The organism is Sulfurovum lithotrophicum (genome assembly GCF_000987835.1).
Taxonomy (GTDB): Bacteria; Campylobacterota; Campylobacteria; order Campylobacterales; family Sulfurovaceae; genus Sulfurovum; species Sulfurovum lithotrophicum.
Genome location: NZ_CP011308.1, coordinates 1,650,114 through 1,668,751 on the forward strand (window position 1 = coordinate 1,650,114; position 18,638 = coordinate 1,668,751).

General features: G+C 41.5%; 19 protein-coding genes. 3 read left to right on the forward strand and 16 right to left on the reverse strand.

What is annotated here, in order from left to right:
- Window positions 1-134 precede the first annotated feature (134 nt).
- Together YH65_RS08130 and YH65_RS08135 are read right to left on the reverse strand one after the other, a co-directional pair.
- Window positions 135-452 carry a type II toxin-antitoxin system PemK/MazF family toxin gene (locus YH65_RS08130; protein ID WP_046551435.1) on the reverse strand — a complete coding sequence of 106 codons (318 nt, stop codon included), beginning with the start codon at window positions 450-452 and terminating at the stop codon, window positions 135-137.
- Complete coding sequence (locus tag YH65_RS08135; protein WP_046551436.1) at window positions 442-690, reverse strand: hypothetical protein; 249 nt, start codon at window positions 688-690, stop codon at window positions 442-444. Before YH65_RS08135 ends, YH65_RS08130 begins: the two co-directional genes overlap by 11 nt.
- 142 nt (window positions 691-832) lie before the next feature.
- Here YH65_RS08135 and YH65_RS08140 point away from each other — a divergent pair, with 142 nt between their 5' ends.
- Entirely contained in the window at window positions 833-1,135 is a 303-nt protein-coding gene (locus tag YH65_RS08140; RefSeq protein WP_046551437.1) for a hypothetical protein, read from the forward strand.
- Between the two features lie 3 nt (window positions 1,136-1,138).
- Here the strand turns inward: YH65_RS08140 and YH65_RS08145 are convergent, their stop codons facing one another.
- From YH65_RS08145 to YH65_RS11305, 4 genes are all read right to left on the reverse strand, one after another.
- Complete coding sequence (locus YH65_RS08145; protein WP_046551438.1) at window positions 1,139-2,923, reverse strand: molybdopterin-dependent oxidoreductase; 1,785 nt, start codon at window positions 2,921-2,923, stop codon at window positions 1,139-1,141.
- Complete coding sequence (locus YH65_RS08150) at window positions 2,920-3,711, reverse strand: efflux RND transporter periplasmic adaptor subunit (RefSeq protein ID WP_046551439.1); 792 nt, start codon at window positions 3,709-3,711, stop codon at window positions 2,920-2,922. The genes YH65_RS08145 and YH65_RS08150 overlap by 4 nt, the downstream gene beginning before the upstream one ends.
- A 65-nt stretch (window positions 3,712-3,776) precedes the next feature.
- Window positions 3,777-4,937, reverse strand: coding sequence for a hypothetical protein (locus YH65_RS08155; RefSeq protein WP_154806490.1), 1,161 nt, complete (start codon window positions 4,935-4,937; stop codon window positions 3,777-3,779).
- 156 nt (window positions 4,938-5,093) lie between these two features.
- Entirely contained in the window at window positions 5,094-6,632 is a 1,539-nt protein-coding gene (locus YH65_RS11305; RefSeq protein WP_052746152.1) for a sensor histidine kinase, read from the reverse strand.
- A gap of 151 nt (window positions 6,633-6,783) precedes the next feature.
- On the opposite strand from YH65_RS11305, the gene YH65_RS08165 reads away from it, so the two are divergent.
- Together YH65_RS08165 and YH65_RS08170 are read left to right on the forward strand one after the other, a co-directional pair.
- On the forward strand, window positions 6,784-7,926 hold the full coding sequence (locus YH65_RS08165; protein ID WP_154806491.1) for a sensor histidine kinase: 1,143 nt from the start codon (window positions 6,784-6,786) through the stop codon (window positions 7,924-7,926).
- Window positions 7,919-8,620, forward strand: a complete 702-nt coding sequence (locus YH65_RS08170; RefSeq protein WP_046551442.1) for a response regulator transcription factor — start codon at window positions 7,919-7,921, stop codon at window positions 8,618-8,620. Before YH65_RS08165 ends, YH65_RS08170 begins: the two co-directional genes overlap by 8 nt.
- Before the next feature lie 7 nt (window positions 8,621-8,627).
- Here YH65_RS08170 and YH65_RS08175 read toward each other — a convergent pair whose 3' ends face one another.
- From YH65_RS08175 to YH65_RS08220, 10 genes are all read right to left on the reverse strand, one after another.
- A complete protein-coding gene (locus tag YH65_RS08175; RefSeq protein WP_154806492.1) occupies window positions 8,628-9,566 on the reverse strand; it encodes a hypothetical protein in 939 nt (312 codons plus the stop codon).
- A gap of 31 nt (window positions 9,567-9,597) precedes the next feature.
- Window positions 9,598-11,586, reverse strand: a complete 1,989-nt coding sequence (locus YH65_RS08180; protein WP_046551444.1) for a DUF2207 family protein — start codon at window positions 11,584-11,586, stop codon at window positions 9,598-9,600.
- Window positions 11,587-11,599: 13 nt separating this feature from the next.
- Window positions 11,600-12,526, reverse strand: coding sequence for a tetratricopeptide repeat protein (locus YH65_RS11310; protein WP_052746153.1), 927 nt, complete (start codon window positions 12,524-12,526; stop codon window positions 11,600-11,602).
- 91 nt (window positions 12,527-12,617) lie between these two features.
- Window positions 12,618-13,022 carry a hypothetical protein gene (locus tag YH65_RS08190; protein WP_046551445.1) on the reverse strand — a complete coding sequence of 135 codons (405 nt, stop codon included), beginning with the start codon at window positions 13,020-13,022 and terminating at the stop codon, window positions 12,618-12,620.
- A gap of 178 nt (window positions 13,023-13,200) precedes the next feature.
- Window positions 13,201-13,986, reverse strand: a complete 786-nt coding sequence (locus tag YH65_RS08195) for an XAC2610-related protein (RefSeq protein ID WP_046551446.1) — start codon at window positions 13,984-13,986, stop codon at window positions 13,201-13,203.
- The gene (locus YH65_RS08200; protein WP_046551447.1) at window positions 13,986-14,429 is read right to left on the reverse strand and encodes a hypothetical protein; all 444 of its coding nucleotides are present in this window, start codon (window positions 14,427-14,429) and stop codon (window positions 13,986-13,988) included. Before YH65_RS08200 ends, YH65_RS08195 begins: the two co-directional genes overlap by 1 nt.
- Window positions 14,430-14,613: 184 nt before the next feature.
- Window positions 14,614-14,880 (reverse strand): hypothetical protein, encoded by a 267-nt coding sequence (locus YH65_RS08205; protein WP_046551448.1) that lies wholly within the window; start codon window positions 14,878-14,880, stop codon window positions 14,614-14,616.
- A gap of 63 nt (window positions 14,881-14,943) precedes the next feature.
- Window positions 14,944-15,582 (reverse strand): hypothetical protein, encoded by a 639-nt coding sequence (locus YH65_RS08210; RefSeq protein ID WP_046551449.1) that lies wholly within the window; start codon window positions 15,580-15,582, stop codon window positions 14,944-14,946.
- A 10-nt stretch (window positions 15,583-15,592) separates the two neighbouring features.
- Window positions 15,593-17,170, reverse strand: coding sequence for a bifunctional metallophosphatase/5'-nucleotidase (locus tag YH65_RS08215; RefSeq protein WP_046551450.1), 1,578 nt, complete (start codon window positions 17,168-17,170; stop codon window positions 15,593-15,595).
- 20 nt (window positions 17,171-17,190) lie between these two features.
- Window positions 17,191-18,627, reverse strand: coding sequence for a TMEM43 family protein (locus tag YH65_RS08220; RefSeq protein WP_046551451.1), 1,437 nt, complete (start codon window positions 18,625-18,627; stop codon window positions 17,191-17,193).
- Window positions 18,628-18,638: the final 11 nt, after the last annotated feature.

An 18,638-nucleotide genomic window follows, 5' to 3' on the forward strand; every position in this document is an offset into this window, starting at 1 on the left:
AATTAAGATGGTATATTTTAGCGTAAAAATCAAAAATCAATACATAAAAAATGTTCCAGGTGACAATAATAACCTGTCAGGGAATAAGAGAGAAAAAAGAATATCAGGGACTGTTAGAAACATTTCCCACATTCCTACATAAACCGCATACAAAGCACATCGATCACTTTCTGCTGAAGTTTGGGATCAAGCAGGGAAATTTTCTTGTCAAGGCGCTGCTTTGAGATCGTCCTTACCTGATGACAGAGCAGTATCGCCTCTTTTCCGTTTAGTGTAAATAACACTTCATTCGGATAGACCTTTCTTCCGGTCTTTCGTGATGTTACCGGAATGACCGTTACAATATCCATCTGATTTTCGATATCGTTAGAAATGACAAGAACCGGCCTGTGACCTGCCTGTTCTCTGCCTACAACAGGACTGAGGTTTGCCCAGTAGATGTTAAAATGCATCTACTTCACCGTCTGCATATTTAAAATCTTCCTGTATCTGCTCAATATCTTCAATGACCATGGGATCATTGGCCATCTGTTCGATCTGTTTTCTGTAATTCTCTTTTTTGATCGATTCGACCGTTTGTTTCAGGGAAGAGGAAACAAGATCTGAAAAGTTCTTGAAGTGATCCATGACACCCTCCTCTTTCAACTGTAAAAAAAGATGTTCGTCGATCGAAACTGTTTTTCTTATCATCTGAAATCCTTGTATGTATAACTTTCATACATATTATCATACTTTTTATCTTATGTCAATCATACACAACACAATTCTTCCATTCTCAATATAAAAACGATATAATCTTTCTTCGTAAATCCAGGAACAGAAAGGCTGCCAAATGATCTACAGAAGCGGAAAGATACAGTTTCTTTTCTGGACGGCATTTTTCTCTGTATTGATCTATCTCTGGCTCGCTGCAGTCGGTCTGCAGACATTTGTGCTTCCCGATGAGCCTCCCATGGAATTCCCTACACATGTAGCAACACTGATGTTCATACTGTTCGGACTGCTCATCATTACGACATTGGCAGGAGTGGTCGTCTCCATGATGATCTCCAACCGCTTCTACATCCAGTTTTTCAGCGGTATGACCATCTTCATCTTTGCCTCGATGATCTTTGCCAAAAGCTTTTTCGGATAATCCCTATACCCTTTCAACCAGTACTTTAACCTCCTGATAACAGGCATTCTCTCCCCCGTCACTTAAAATGCTTGGAGTCAGATAGTTCACCCCCCGTGTATTGGCAGTGATGATGAGACAGTCAGGCCTAAGGTCTTCATTGATCCTGACCGTAAATTCGCCAGAGCCGTGCTCTGAACTTACTTTGACCCTTTCGCCCTCGGCATAGCCGGCATCGGGTGGCAGCTGTACGGTCTCTTCTCTGACGAACTGCGTATTGAGCGATTTGGAAGACTTGGGTGTCAACAGCCAGAAGCTTTCGTCTTTGGGTTTGTTCTTGCTCTCTTTTCGGTACTTTCTGAAACGTTTGGTATTGATGAAGTCATCTTCGAACTCATCTATGAACTCGAATTCATCATCTTCTTCTCCGAAGCCTTCGGCATAAGGTGCATCCTGATGTGCGGGCGAGATGTAATGCTCCCCTTCCCTCTCACACTGGGACAGCCAGGCATCCAAGTAGTACTCCTCGGACTGCAAACCGTCAAATCCGAACAGGTCGAAGAGTCTGCTGGTGAAATCATATTCGCTGATACCAATGTCGGCGTCAAGAATTTTATTCATCTTCTGGACATACTGATGCCCGTAACTCAGCCTGACATCTTCTTTTTCAAAGAAGTTCTTTGCGGGAATGACGATCTTTGCCCTTTTGGACGTTTCATTCTCATACAGGCCGAAATAGATCAGGTTCTCGACCGCTTCGAGCTCTTTTCTGACACGTTTGCTGTCCGGCATGGACTCGGCAGGGTTCCCTCCCTGTACCAGAACAGTCCCGAATTTGGAGAACTCTGCTGTCGCTTTGGGCACACGCTTGCACTCCACCTCAAACGGATCCTCAAATCCCAGTTTGGAGTTTGAAAGGAAACTCACCCCACAGCCCTCTTTTCCGAAAAGCCCAAGCGTTGCCGCCAGGGAGTCAATGGCATGCATCGTGTAGGCTCCTGTGGAGTATTTCTGTACACCGTTACCCACAAGAAAGACCACTTTTCTGTCACGCAGGTAGTTCAAAATACGTCCCATATCTCCCAGATCGACACCAATATAGGCCAGTATGGCTTTGATACGGTGTTCACGTGTATAATCGTAGAAATCTTCATATTCGGGAGCGAATTCATCCATCCACTCGGTATCTTCAGTATCTTCCATGAAAATGAAACGGGCCAGCATGATCGCAACATAATAGTCGGTTCTCGGCTGTATCTGAATATGCAGGTCAGCCTTTTTGGCTATGGCAGTCTTTACCGGGTCTATCACCACAATGTGTTTGCCTTCCAGAAAAGGCATGATATGCGAATTGGTCACGGTAACGTTCCGTCCCCAGACCACAACGGTCTCAGCCTTTTCTATCTGCTCAAGCGGAAGGTTCCTGTTGATACCGCGTCCCATGATGATCCCCGCATCGCCTGCCCCGTCACAGAGACTTCCCCTGGTCAGTGTACCGTCTATCTTTTCCATGAAAAGATCGGTGATCCCCTGCATGACCCCCAGGTTGCCCGAGCCTCTCCAAAGCAGAGAGCTGTCTGTTTTGAATGCTTCCGCAACCGCCTGCATCGCCTCTTCCATGCTCACTTCTCTGCCATCGATACGCGGTTTCTCGATACGCGGTGTTTCGAACATATGTTTGTTGAGCAGAGCACAGAGCGCACCGTTGCCTGTTGGATGCTCTTTGTCCCCTTTTATTTTGAAATTATCATCTTCTACGATGATCCTGCAGGCATCGTAGCAGTCAAGTCCACATGCTGTCTCTTTCATTTCAGTTCAACCTTCAGTAGTTTTGAAAACCTCTTTTTGGGCGCAGGAATGTATATCTCCGCACGGTAGGAAGAGATGAATTTTTCATCTGCCACATTCCATACCTTATTGATTCTATACGCCGTTTTCTTTCCGTCGATATAGACTGTTCTGCTTTTTACATCTTTAAGTTCTTCAGGCTCCAGGAAAAGCACCAGCTTGGCTTTGCTGATATCCTGTACCTCGGCCAACGGTGTACCCGGATTGACAAAGTCTCCCTCGCGAACCATCAGTTTATAGAGATATTTTTTCTTTAGAACAATCGATTTTTTTCCTATTGTATCGCTCAAAAGCGCTACTTTGTATTTCATGTCGATAAGCTGTTTCTCCAGACTGACGATCTTTTCGCGTGTCGAAAGATACTGTGTCTTTGCAGAAGTATAACTATTGTAGGCATTGTCTTTCTGGGTCTTTGAAGCAGTACTCAGTTTCGAGATACGCTGATAGTATCCTTCCTGTCTCTTGACTGTGCTGCTCAGACTGCCGGCTATGTCCTGATTGATACTGATCATCTGTTCAAGAAGCTGTACACTTTCCTGACTGTCTTTGAGGTTAATGTTGTCCATCACATCATCCAGATGGATCACTCTGCGCTCTTGCACCAATGTACCCTCGGCATCAAGGTCAGCCTCAAGTACCAAAGCGCTCACGGCAGACTTCAGTACCACACTCTCATAGGGTTCCACCTTGGCATAGTGCACCTTGGCGAACACGAACAGCGGCAGTAAAAACCAAAGCAGTATTTTCATATGTCTCTCACTCTATTTTTTGACCGATTATACCCAAATAGCGTTAAGGACTGCTCTATAAGGGGTTAAAGACGGCCCTTGAGATCCACTTTCAGTACCCAGACATCACTGTCTCTTCTTCTGTCCGTTTTCCTGTCCCCAACAATAAGATATCCGTCATCAAGTGCCATAATATCATAGCCGACATCATCCGCTTCACCACCGTAGGTTCTCTCCCAAAGCAGCTTGCCGTTGCTGTCTATCTTGAAAAGGTAAAGATCGAAACCGTTACGTCTGGTAAAACTCTCGCTTCGCCCAACAACCACAAATCCGCCATCGGCACTTGCTGCAACGGCAAATGCTTCATCCTCACGGCTTCCTCCGTAACTTTTTTCCCAGAGCAGCTTACCTTTTTTGTCTGTCTTTACCACATAGGCATTCATGTAGTTTCGTCCAAAACTGTCCGTATTCCCTACAAGCAGATACCCATCCTTCGTCGCTACCACAGCACGTGCGGCATCGTCATCTTTGCCACCAAAAGCAGCATACCATTCTTTTTTACCCGATTTGTCGAGTTTCACCAGATAGGCATCACTGTCACCGTGGCCATAGCTCTCCGTATCACCCGCTGCAAGGTAGCCGTCCCCTGTGGCAATGAGGCCGTAAACACGGTCATCATCCTTACCGCCATAGTAGCCGCCCCAAAGCTTGTCACCGTCTTTGTCAGTTTTAAAGATGTATGGGCTAAGGTCTTCATCAAAGAACTGCAAATGTCGTTCATATCCGGCAAAAACAAGCTCCTCTCCGTCAGAGACCACAGCAGTACCGTAATATTCGTCGGAATCATCCCGGTAGAATGTGGTCTGCCAGTAGGGCTTGCCTTCACTGTTCACTTTCACCATATAAAAGCTCATGCGTTCATTGCCGTAAGTCTCCGTAGACCCCATAAAGACATAATCATTTCCCTGGCGCGCGATCGCATTCGCCTCTTCGTCATCTTCCCCGCCGTAAACTTTCGACCAAATCTTTTTGCCGTTCCGGTCTATATTGATCAGGTAGGCATCAAAGTCCCTGTCCTTCGTAAAACTCTTGGTCTTTCCTGCGATCAGAAAGCCATTCTCCGTCCTGACAACAGCCTTGGCGACATCATCTTCATCACCGCCGAAGACTTTGCTGAACGTCCCCAAATTCTGCGCAGCAAAAAGTGTCACACCCGTACACATAATTCCTATCAATACTTTTCTCATTATTCTCTCCCATAAATATATATAATTTATCATAATAAAAAGTAACTTAAAAACAAATCAGTGAAAAAAGTGAAAGAAGGAGACTATGATACTCAATATTATCATCCTTGGTGCATTTCTTCTAGATACGTGACTCATCTATCTTGCGTATACGTTCTAGAAAACAAGCATATACCAAAGTCCACCCTCAAACTTCTTTGTCAATGTTCCATCCAACTGCTTGACACAGATATCTATGAATGTACTTCCTAGACCTTTAGCCATAGGCATTGATGCGATATCTACTACCTCTTCACCATTGTCCCTGTAGACAAAGGTATAATGTCCGTTTTTCTCTTCCAGTGAGATAGTGATCTCCAGCCCTTTCTTGTTTTGTGCATACTTTATGGTGTTAGTCAGCATCTCATTGACCATGAGTCCAAACTGTATCATGGTGTCCAGTGGCAGGATCAGTGATCTATCTACATCTACCGCAAGCGTGAATGTCTTGTTCTTGCCAAACATCCCAAGGAGTGAAGCTTCAAGCTTTTTGATATAGGCATAGAAGTTGATCTCACTAAAGTTGTCCTGCTTATAGAGTATCTCATGCACTGCCGCAATGGCATCGATACGCGACTTGCTTTTGAGAAGATGGTTCCGGACATCTTCAGACTCTTGCATCGCTTGAAGTCCCAACATAGAGGTGGTAATGTTTAGGTTGTTCTTGACTCTGTGATGAACCTCTTTGAGTAGTATGTCTTTTTGGGCATTGGAGGATTCAAGCTTATCCACATAAGACTTGATGATAGCTGACATGATCAACGCTACAAAAAGTGTGATAAACAGTGAGATGAAGATATCCATATAGTATGTTTTCTTCAAAGAGCCCGTAAAGTCACTAGCTTTGGCTCTGACAAGTATGTGCAAGTTAAGTTCAGGTATATACTTGATGTTGACAAAGTACTGATGCTCATCTTTTGTGAAACTAAAAGAGGTTGCATACTGAGAGCTTATTGCCTTGCTAAAAGGAGTATATTCACTGATCTCATTAAGATTTTTTGCTTGATTCTCTTTTTGTGCCAAAATGATATTTTGATCTTTGTCGTAAATGGAAACCTCAAGCCGATACTTCTTTTTAAACATATTGAGCATGCTGTTGACTGAACCGATCTTCACCCCTGTACTTGTGATACCAATCAGCTTATCTTTTTTGTCAAATATCTTGTTATTCATAAACATGATCACTTCTGTATCTATCTTGGCATTGGTATCAATATTTATCTCTTTGTCATCTGGAGAGTCTTTGAACCTGAAGTACCAGCTGTTATCTTTGTTCTCAGGATTCAATGTTTCCAAAAATCCATCTTGCGTATAGTAAGCCCTGGTTCTTTCAGATACCAGAATGGCACTGAGAAGTCCATACTTGTTTTTGATAGCACTGAGATAATTCTTAACACTATCAGGTCTCTTTTCATTATCCTGAAGCCACTCAGCGATAAAGGTATTATTTGCCATCATCGATGTGATCAGATAGGGTTGCAATACCTGTTTTTGTATATCTGTATAGATGTTATCGAGAGAAAGAGGCAAAGACTGTTCTTCTATCTGATCGTGTACAAGTGTAAGTGTTGTCTTATAATTTATAAAAGAGAGGACTACTATTAGTGATATGAGTAACAGTACAATAATAATAACAAGTTTGTAGTTTTTATTCATAGACTCTTTTAATATCAAAATGTTTCTTGAACTATTTGGCTTTCACCTATAAATATTATAACACCTTAGTATGTCATAATCGTGTCATTTTAAGAACTAAAGTTATGCTACAATTTTAAAAATTGTAAAATAGATAGAGAAGGTTTCAATATTGTATAAATACTTCCCATACAAAACCATGAACCATCATGAGATCCTGCTTTATGGTTTTCACTTTAGTTTTCTCTTTATCTTTATCCTCGCAGTGATCAGAGATCTTCTCTTTGGAAACTACTTTAATGCCAGTATCAACTTCAGTGCCTTGGTTACGACTGCATTTAGCTACTATCTTTTACACTTCTGGTCCAAAAAAGAGCTTGCAAGCTATCTCATCATCGCTATAGCAGTCATCCCTCTTTATATCCTGATCTACTTTAACCACTTTGGCAACATGGTCATCATTTATGTTATTTTGCTCCCTCTAGCAACATTTTTTCTCATCCCTTTCAAAAAAGCACTCATTATCAACGGGTTTATCTATATACTGCTCATCGGTATATTGTACTATCTCTCTATCGCACAACCTGAAACACCGATCATCAACAACCCTTTAGCCTTGATCAACATCGCTTTTGTCTCCATGCTCACTGTCTTTTTTGGTATCTTTTATCATCTGGCGATAGAATCTACGCTCTCCAGTCTTATCTACTCAAACAGCCAAAAAGACATCCTGCTTTGTGAAGTACACCATCGTGTCAAGAACAACCTCAATGTCGCCGCATCCATGCTGGGTCTACAAGCCCTACAGGAGTCTTCAGAGCTTCAACCTCACATACTCAAAAGCAAATCACGCATCGAAGCCATAGCCACGGTTCATGAAATGCTCTACCGACAGGAGAGTTTTGACAAGGTACGCTTTTATGACTATGTCCTACGGCTTGAAAAACTCTTGGGGAAAGCCTACAAACACGATAATACCTATCAGTTTAACCTCAATGTAGACAGAGACCTTGCACTACCGCTGGATACTATGGTACAGCTGGGTCTAATACTCAATGAGATGATCACAAACTCACTCAAATATGCCAAAAACCCACAAGGTCTGCAGATAGATATCTCTATGACCCAAACCTCAGAAGGCTATCTCTTCAACTATAAAGATAATGGCATAGAGTACCTTGATACAGATCAAATGACCCAGCAAAAAGGTCTGGGCATGAGACTCATAGAACTCAGTACTCAACAGATAGAGGGTAGATTAGAGATATACTATATGAACGGATTATCTTATATCATAAGGATGGAAGATGCATAAAATTGTAATCGTAGAAGATGAACTCATCGCTGCAGAGTACCTCAAACAAGTACTTCAGAACAATCACTTTGAAGTACTTGCTGTCATAGACAAAGGAGAAAGGGCACTCAGGCGTATCCCCAAGCTCAATCCTGATATCGTACTGATGGATATTATGCTAAAAGACCACATCAGCGGCAGTGAAGTAGCCCTCTCACTCAAACACACTGCTCCGGATATCGCAGTGATCTTCCTCACTGCATACAGTGACGATGAGATGATAGACTATGCGGTTGAGTCTAACAGTTACGGCTACATGATCAAACCGTATGACGAGACCAATATCCTCACCACACTCAAGATCACACTGGCACGCCTCAAAGAGAACAAACAGGAAAATACAGTACAAATGACCCAAAAAAAAAGATCCTCTGTCTATATCACGAAGTATCTCTATTTTGACATGGAGAAGAAACGGCTCTTTCAGCATAACAAAGAATTACCCCTAGGCAGTAAGTCTCTGGCGATACTTGAAACACTCTGCAAGCAGCCCAATGTCACGGTCTCGTCAGAACAACTCTCTCTGGCCGTTTGGGATGAGCCTAAAGAGAATAGAATGCTCCGTACACAAATTTCAAGACTCAAAAAAGAGATAGATGCTGATATCATCCAAAATGTCAAAGGTCTGGGATACAAAATTGTTTGTGAGGTCTAAAGGCTTTTTACTTCTTTGAATTTCGGATATGCATATTTGCTTCCTTAAGAAGCTCAGATATGACTGTTTGCATACTTCGTGACTCCTTATCTTTTACTGCCCATCCATTACTTTTTGTCATCATTGTTTCAGCCGTGTATATTTTTTTGTCTGACTCTATAATAAGTTGTATATGCTTTGTCCGTTTCACTGGAGCCAAAGAGAGTGTCAATATGAACATAAAAGCATTACCGGCATCGGTATCCCATCTACCTTCAATTAAAGTGATCGAAAGAGGCTTTTTAAATGTATGTTCCTTTAACGCTTTCAAGAGATATCTCTGAACTAACTTGGCGTCTTCTTTGGTACCGCTTTTAGTTTTATAGATAAAATTCAAAGATTTTGTTTTAAATGTATAGGTGGTATAGGCAGACTGATTGCTATCTGATACTTTATCTCTTTTTTGCTTACTCGTTCTCCTGTAATCTTTTGCATGAAAACTGATCTTTTTGATAAAGTATGGCAGTGTCTTTTTAAAAGATTCAGAGTTTATCAGTGCCAATACCTCTTGATTATTGGCATGTACTTTTTTTAATGGCACCAGTGAACGAGAAAGGCTCTTCCATTCGCTTTTTGTCTGTAACATACCTACTCTCCAACCATGACACTTTTCACATTTTTTCTGATTGAGATAGGCTATCTGCTCCTCTGTATTATTGGCGAAGAAATCTACATAGTCAGATACCTCATCTTTACTGTAGCTGTCACTCTGAATATACTTGACTACATCCAGATTATTTTTATGTATCTCTTTGAGTGCTTCTCCACCATCCATCATCAAATGTTTCCACTCCTTCTTAGACTTCAAATGTGAAAGTTGTATTTTCCCCTTATGACATGAGCTACAATACTCACCACTTGATGCGATCAGGACCACAGGTAACATTAACAGATAAACCAGTTTCATTTTTTCTCCTTTTTTATATATCTACAACTTACTACCATGAACTACCGCTGCCTCCGCCAGCACCACCAAAAGAACTACTTCCAGAAGAACTTCCCGTGCTATTACTTGACAACCCCATAACTCCCGTGTTGCTACTGTTTATGTGGTTTCGTAGCATATCACTGCGCAGCAGAGACTTCATCAACGTATTACATTTCTGTTTGGCTAAAGGTATGTTCATGATATCATACATCTTCAACCAGTGTATCACCTGACCAAAAAGGATCGCATAAGGAAGCATCTTCTCCATATAGTCAGGATCCTCTTTCAGTCTTCTTTCTATCTCATCCTCTTTCACAGATTTTAGAAATATCTCCAAGCCCTTAAGCTCTCTGAGAATATCTGTACCTTTTTGCGTATAGCATCCCAACTTCCACATAAACGTTATAGAGAAGATGATTAGAAGTACCATCACTGTGATATAACTGCTTACAACATCCATCACCCCCATACCGTTTTGCCTTGGAAACATCCCAAGCTCCATCAGCACAGCCCATATACCTATACCTGCAAATAAAAGTGCTATTTTCACCCTAGAAGAGAGATTGAAAAAAAAGACCACGATCCAGGGCAACAAAGCACTAAAAACACAAAAGACTATATAGCTCACCTCTTCTCCTCCATAGTCTGTGTTCATAGCAATCACGACAGAGAAAACAAAGATCGGGACAAATACTGCAAATATTATTCGGATACTTCGTTGTCTTATTTTTCTGAGATCTCCTACTGTATAGCCTTGTTTTTTTGCCCAGCCATACAATGCGTTATAGATAGCGGATATTTTTGTAAAAAGTGTATGATATTCTGAAACAGTAGCCTTCTTTGGAGAGAAGTATGCTTTGCTGTCAAACAGTGCATCGAGTAGTTGCCACTGGTCATCACTAAGTGATCCTCTCTCCTTGGCTACCCTTCGAAGTATGATATCCTCACTTTCCTCTTCTATCTCTATATACCCAAGGTATGCGAGTTCCAGTATCGCAGCATAAAGATCATCTTCATCAAGGTTTTTATCAAAAAGCAGCCCCATTTGGAATACTGAAAGGTTCCGAGGGGCATTATAACGAACCATAATACTTCTGGTATCTTTTTTGAGTCCCAGAGCATCTCTTTTCAGCCATACGAGACCCAACAACAGCAAAAATACTATCCAGCTCCACACTCCAAACTCTTCCCTTCTCTCCTCTCGAAAGATCCTCTCTTTTACAAGCTTGTCCCTGTATGCTTCATCTGCCTTCTTCTCTTCTTCCCTTTTTTGAGCCAACGCTTCAAGATGCCTCCTGCCCTTTTCTATCTTCAATACTGTATCCTGCCCTAGCACACCTCTGGGAAATACTATCTTCACGGAAGCTCTCTTTTGATTGGCGTTGATCTGCAAGTAATGTTCATCTATCCATATATACTCATCAGACTTTGCAGGAGAGACAACGACTAGGTTGTTTTTATGAAGCTTTGAGGGCAAGAAAAGGTTTACTTCTGTCTGCAAGACAGGTACTCTCCATCCATCCCCTACTGCATTCCAGTGCAACTGATCTTTATCGGCTTGAAAGGATGAAGGCATAATGGCATTACGACAACGATACTGTATGGTATAGTGTCTTTGATCCGATACTCTTTTATCTTTTGAACCGATTTTGATAAAAATGACTTCTTTACCTGAAGAGCTGCTAAGCTTCTTCATCCATGCTACCTCTTTCGCATCCATCGTGACTTCAAAATCTTCCAGCTGCACATCAACATCTACTCCCCACTTCACACCATTAACATCACCAAATGTATATGCGTGTGTAGGTATCTCTCTATAGATACCATGCTTTTGTGTCTCTTTAAAGTCATACAAGATAGACTCCGTCACCACAAACTCACCACTTGGCTCTAGTGTAACATTAACCTCAAAGTGTTCTATATGCTCAGCGAACAGACCCGTACCAAGAAATATCCAAAAGGTGAAAATAAGATTCCGAATCAAATTGGGTGACTGCATCTTACTCTTCCCATCACTGCCCCTTTATCAACCTATAGTTCCGGCACGATGGCTCATATCCACTCTCACACGCTTTTTTGAACAGAGACAACGCTTTGGGTACATCTACTTTAAGAGAAATACCTGTGTAATAGAGCAGTGCAAGATTGTACTGTCCCTGAGGATCACCATAGTCACTGGCTATACGGTAGTAGGGTACAGCCTTGGCATAACTTCTTTTTACACCCAACCCTTTTTCATACATAAAGCCCAGATTTGAACACCCTTGCGGGTAGGCACAGTTGCAAGCTTTTTCATACAGAGTGATCGCCTTTTGGTAGTCTTTTGTCAGTCCGTTTCCATACTGATACATGACACCCAAGTTACTGCACGCCACCATATCTCCGCCACTACACCCCTTAACATAAGGCTCAATGGCTTTTTGATAGTTACGAACCCTACTTGACCCTTGATGGTAAAAAACACCTAGGTTTCGACACCCTATAGAGAGGTTATGGTCACAGGCTAGTTTAGCAAGTCTGATAGCCCGCACCTCATCCTTTTTTACCCCATTACCATTGCTATACATCAGTGCAAGGTTACTACACCCGGGATAACTCTTCTGCTTACACCCTTTGGCAAAAAAATACGCTGCTCTCTTCATATGTTTCTTGATACCCGCGTTACCCTCATAAAATATCAGACCAAGATCCGTACACCCATCTGCATAACCAAGCATACAGGACTTAGCACACAGCTCTGCAGCATTCAGATACTCTTTTTTGACTTTGGCACTGCTCTGAAAGTGTATAGCAAGCTCATAACAACCCTTAGAATCATTGTTCTCGCAAGCGATCTTATTTGCCTCAACGCTATCAGCAGAGAGTAGTAGTGGAGCTATCATCAGAAGAAAAAACAGTACCTGTTTCATCATTAACATAACTACCAACCATTTTTTCATCTTCTTCTCTCCTTTTATCTACCTACTTGAGGTGCCATCCTAGATAATCATTCTATCTATCTTATAAACATATCAAGATACTTCCTCTCACTCACAGACTACCTACATAGCTCAATTTTACTTCATTTGTACCCTCTTTAAAAAAGAGTACCAACGATGCAGGAAGCCCTTGACTGGATGATTTTTTTGCGATCCAAAGCTTATACTCCACACCCTTATCATACGTCCCTACACTTGGATGCCCTATCTCTGTGGTTTTCAGCTTCTGTATACATGTTACTTTGACAGGGTAGGCATAATGTTTTGCATTACTCTGTGCTTTTTTAAACTGATATCGATAGGTATCACTGTCCAGACTTGCCTTATCCCTATTCAGAAGAGACTTATGCATCAGTTGCACTACCATTTTGGCACTCTTCTCATAACTGTTGTTTTGCATCGTTTGGATAAAAATATTTATGATCTCTATGGCTTGTTTTTCCAATGTTTTTGGCATGCTATCTCCTGCATTCACACTCATTGCCAATAATGCCCAGACTAACATATATTTAACACTATTCATTTCATTTTCTTTTTTTTGATAAAGTTCTTTCAGTTGATGTGAGCTGCCAAAATGTACTCTGTGCACAGCGTGATACAAATGAAAATAAAAAACCTAATAGATACTTCATGAATCACTCCTCTCTGACAATTATCTCTTCAAACACAAGATCATTCATCTTCACCCAGTACCTAAAATCTCTCTTTTTGCCTCTATAAAGTACTTTGATCCATGTATGTCCTTCACTACTCACCATATCCAGAACTTTACTGATCTTATCACCTTGAATGAGATAACTTTTGAGTCTTTTACCGTCCCAACCGTCATAAAAGTAGGCTTTCTTGACTTTGACCTTCACATTATGGGCGCTATAATCTGTTAGCATATTACCTTCTTCTTCATCTGGCCACGAAGTACTGGCACTTAAAAACAGAAATGCTCTTCCCTCTTTATCTATCTGATAATAGTCATGAAAATACCCCGTACCACTCTTCATCGGTGCATGCAGTACCTCTGTATTGCCTATAATAGTCAGGTTGGACACATTGCTAAAGTATTTATGAAACTGAGCCTTTTTAGGATCATAAAAATAGTAATCAGCAAAGACATTGAGTCCACCATAACCAACACCTACAATTACGCCGATATCGGCATACCCATCAAAGTTAAGATCTTCAAAAAACAAACTCTCAGAGATATCAGAGACAAATTTCTTATAGTCCATAAAGTCTTCAGAGATATCAGGCAACACAATCCGCTTCTTGCCTATCTCTACAGCTATATGTTGTGTATCCCAGTTTACATATGCAGTGGCTTTTTTATCTTTGGTAAGGTTGAAGTCATATGCTGTAGTATTTATATCACTACCAGCATACACCATACTCACAAGAAATAAAACACTCAAAAATAACTTTTTCATCAGTGTATACACCCCATATAGACAGTGGTACGCTTCACGTAGGCATCTGGTACATAGTGTCGTATACGATTAAGAAGGCTTTTATCCACCTTCTCACCACTTGCTGCTACTACAATGTAATACCCTTTGGTAAATTCCTCATACGCATCAGAGGGCTCTACACTCAGATAGACACCATCATCATACCTCCCTCTGGCAATATAACAGGGATACGCATAGCCATTTTCATCACACTCTGCACGGGGATGCGAGATCATGATCTCTTCATTGTACTTCAAAGCTCTCAGATCAAGCCTCACCCCACTCTTTTTTGCCAACTTTTGAGCAAACTCTTTTGCTTCACTATAGCTTTTTGTAGACTTAACGATAAATATTGACTTGATAACACTCTGCTGGGCGATCATATCTTCCACACCATACAGCTGACCAAAAGAGAGTACCATTGCTATCCATATCTTCCAAATTCGTTTTATCTCACACTCCTTTTATAACTTTGACTCAGAATTCCGACATCTATCAAAAGCAGCCTTCCGATAAAATAGACCTTTGCTTCCGCACGCTCTTCGCCCCAGTAGAGCCCTATAGACACAGTATCTGTCTCATTTGAACCCGAATTATAAAGTAAAATCAATACCCGCTTAAGCTTCTTGAAGCATTGCCGTTTTCATCATAACACTTACCACTGTTTGAGTGACATTTTGAAGAAGAAGATTTGATATTACCACAGTTTCCCTCTTGGTTATCACAGATCTTTTTTGCTTCTTTTCTAGCACTTGAACTGTCACCTGCTACACAAACACCTACACCGCTTTTGTCTGAAAAAGTAAAACATTTAGCCTCTGCTCCTGCACCCATTGCCAACACCAAAAGTGTTCCTACTACGATATGTTTCATTTAAATCCTTTTTTATTTAGATACATATATTATAGACTCAAAGTGTGTCATAAACGTATCACACTACTTTTTAGGTTTTTTACTGAAACACCGCATCAATGCAGCACGCGTAGAAGATTCATCCGGGTATTTTCCAAAATGTTTTTTACCGTTACTCTGGCACGATGAGATACTGCGTTCACAAGAGTAGTACTGCTTTTCATCTTTACTCCCGTAGCAGATATAATTACCCTGTTTTACCTCATCAGGACAGGCTATTTTTTTTCCTTCTATCCATACTTTTTCATCTTTTGGACGAAGATCAAGCAGTGTCACAGGACCACCCAAACCATTGCCATAGTCTCTTACTTCACTGTAATTGACAAACTCAAGCATCAAACGATTTTTCTTATCCAGCCATACTTGACCCGAATCACACTCACCGCTACAGTAGTATCTTCCTTTCTCTGCTTCACAGTCAAGATGATGATTTTGATATATTTTTCCTGCTGCTTTTACTGCCACTCCAACATAATTTTGAAAATTCTTTTTCCTAATCTTAGGAAGCTTTACCACGTAAACTGCCTCTATAGACTTCACTGAAGATTTACTCTCACCAGATGCTATAAAGTGTTGTGGATCATAACTATAACACTGCAGTTCTTCTGCATAAAGCACCCCTATCATCATACCTATCCATAAAAATACGATAAAATTTTTCACCTTTTACTCCTCAATGCACGATCTCTAAACGTCCATCTTCAGGCTTTGGACTCAACACCTTATGTACTTCAATGAACTCTGCCATGATAGAGTAAAATGTCGTGTAGGTGTTTTTAAGCTCCGTACCATACTTTTTGAACCAGTAGTACCCGTCTCCCTCATGTTTGACAATAAAAGAGTTGCTCAGTACCGTATACTCTTTTTGTGGATCTACATCGACCCATTTTTCACCTTGAAGTACTTTGATCTCTTCTACCCTTGTACCGGGTTTGATGACCTTAGCATCCTCTATTTTCTGTACATTTCCAGGAAGATTGATACGGTACTTCAGCCCTGAGACATGCATCAGACCTCCCTCACCGTAACTTGCTGCACTTCTTTCGAGTATCTCTTTGAGGTATTTTCCTTTGAGCTTCAAGATGTAGGCATAGTTGCCAAACTCATCGATGGATTTGAGCATCTCATCGGTGATATTTCCTGCTTTGTAGACCTTTTTACCTCTAAATGCCCCAGCATTGTTCAGTACGATATCTACCTTGAACTTCTCTCGCATAAGATCGTTGACAAGGTTCGCTACGGTTGACTCACCTTTACGTACTGCGTCAGAACCAAGGTTCCATGAGGTTTCCGTCTTTCCAAGCACAACAGCTTCGGGAAAACCTTCTTCATACTTTTTAACCTTTGCCATGATAGCCTTATCTGCTCTGTTGGTAGCAGGTACAGACACTTTGGTCATCTTCATCTCTTTGCTTAGGACTTTGAGGTTTTCATCCAACGGGATATCCACTTTGATGATCTGTACGCCCTGCTCTCCCCCATTGACAATAGAGGTACCACGGATACGTCCCATCTTTTCAACATACTCATGAGAGTGTCCACCAAAGATAAGGTCTATACCCTTAACCTGTTTTGCCAGTGCAACATCTTTTTTGTACCCTATATGTGAAAGCAGTACGATCACATGCACACCTTCACCTTTGAGCGTTTTGACCATCTTCTTTGCCGTAGTGACATTGTCCGCAGTGATCTTCACATTTCTCTCACTGGTGACCAGTGGCAGATCTTCTGTCATCGCAGAGAAAAATCCTACTTTCACCCCATCCATCTCTTTGATAAGGTATGGTGTACATTTCCCCTTCAGTGCAGAGTTTGAGACATCCAGATCACTACATATCACCTTGAATTTCATACCATCCAAGGCCGTAGAGAGCACCTTGCTTCCTTTATCAAACTCATGATTTCCCAAAACATAGAGATCATACCCGGCATCAGACATCAGGGAGAATATCGCTTCTCCTTTATAGATATGAAAAAACTTATTCATCAGGTCGTCCCCTGCGGAAACAACGACTGTATTTGGGTTCTCTTCTTTCAGTTGTTTATAGGCAGTAGCGAGGTTGGCTATACCACCCATCATCACCTCTTCTTTTTTCCCATCTCCATCAAGATCAAACTTTTGCATAGAAGGACTCATCATCCCCTGCAGATCCGCTGTACCTATGATGCTTACCATCTTCTGCTCTGCCAGTAAAGCAGAGGAAAACAACATTACACATAAAGAAACTATAAACTCTTTTTTTATCTTCATGACATCCCTCCTTGCTATATTTACGACTCTCTTGGTGGAGGTGTTGCATCACTGCGCAGTGGTGGTGTTGCCTCCCCTTGCTGAGCTTCTTCTCTCTCCTCCTTACGCGGGGGAGGCGTTGCACTGCTCTGTCCTGATGGTGGTGTTGCCTCTCTTGCAGTATGAGCCTCTGCACTGTTTTGCGTTGCTTTGTTTTTCTTTCCAAACTTAGCCATTGCTATAGCAATACCTACACCTACACCGATAATAGCCAGTGAAAGCAGTGGTCTGGAACCAAACCAAGCCAATGCGATAACGATAGACCCAAGGATCAAAGTCAACACACCCGCAATGATGCTTGTCACACCACCTACCAAAGAACCCAACATCGGTATCACCTTAGCCAGTGTTGCGATGATCCCCATCATCATAGTAAAGGCAATATACATCAACACCAGACCAACCCCTCTGAGTATCCACGTCAGAACACTGTTTGCATCCAGCTCCTCTTTGAAGATCGTAACTGCCTCTACTTTTCCGTTGCGGGTAAAGACAAATGACTTGCCATTTTCTGTGACATACGGTACCAGCTTTTTACCTTCTTCTTTTGCTGCGTAAGTGTACTCACCTGCTGGTGCATAAGTGTATGTGATCTTGATATCACCTATCTGTGGACCATGCATTCCAGTCTGCGTTCCTGTTTGGGTTATGCTGTGTGTGTTCAGACTGACCTGTGACATCTGTATACCTGTATGTGTCTGAGGTACATAAAACTGTGTTGGAATATAGAGATAGCTCTTCTTATTATAAGCATCACCGATACGTTCAGGCATACTGTTAAGCCCTGCATAACTTTGAGATGCACCCAGACGGAACACCATGTTTCTGTCTAGATAAAACTCTCCCAGCATCGCATCCGTACCAAAACTCTCACTTTTGTAATTCATAGATGGATTCTGGTGATTTTCCCGTACTTTGAAAAAAGTGGAATCTATCGAAGAGGAAGACCATACCTTCACATAGTTATAGGTTGTGATGGTCTCCGTACCTCCGCCAAGCTTATCTTTGGTCTCCGTACTCTTGTTCTCCTGCCACTGATACATCTCTACATGACGTCGTAATAAAAGCCCATCTGTTTTAACACCGAACTGAGGATCGACTACTTCACTGAGGGGTTTGACATACCCCTGTACAAGTACCGCTTTGCCATCCAACGCAGCATCAAACTTTGGTTCAGGAAGTTTGGTAATCTTTTCCTGCATCTCTTTAAGTGCAGTAGCCTGTTCGACACTTCTACCTTCATTCCACCATAAAAGTACAATAGAACCGATCAGCAGCAATATCCCTACAAAGATACCCTTAAATGAGTTACCTATATTTTGTCCATAGCTTGTGTATGTTGTCTCCGTAAATGTATCATTGCCAAAACTGTTACTGCTGTTACTACTACCAAAATTTTTGTTGAAATTAAATTTCATCTTTTCTCCTT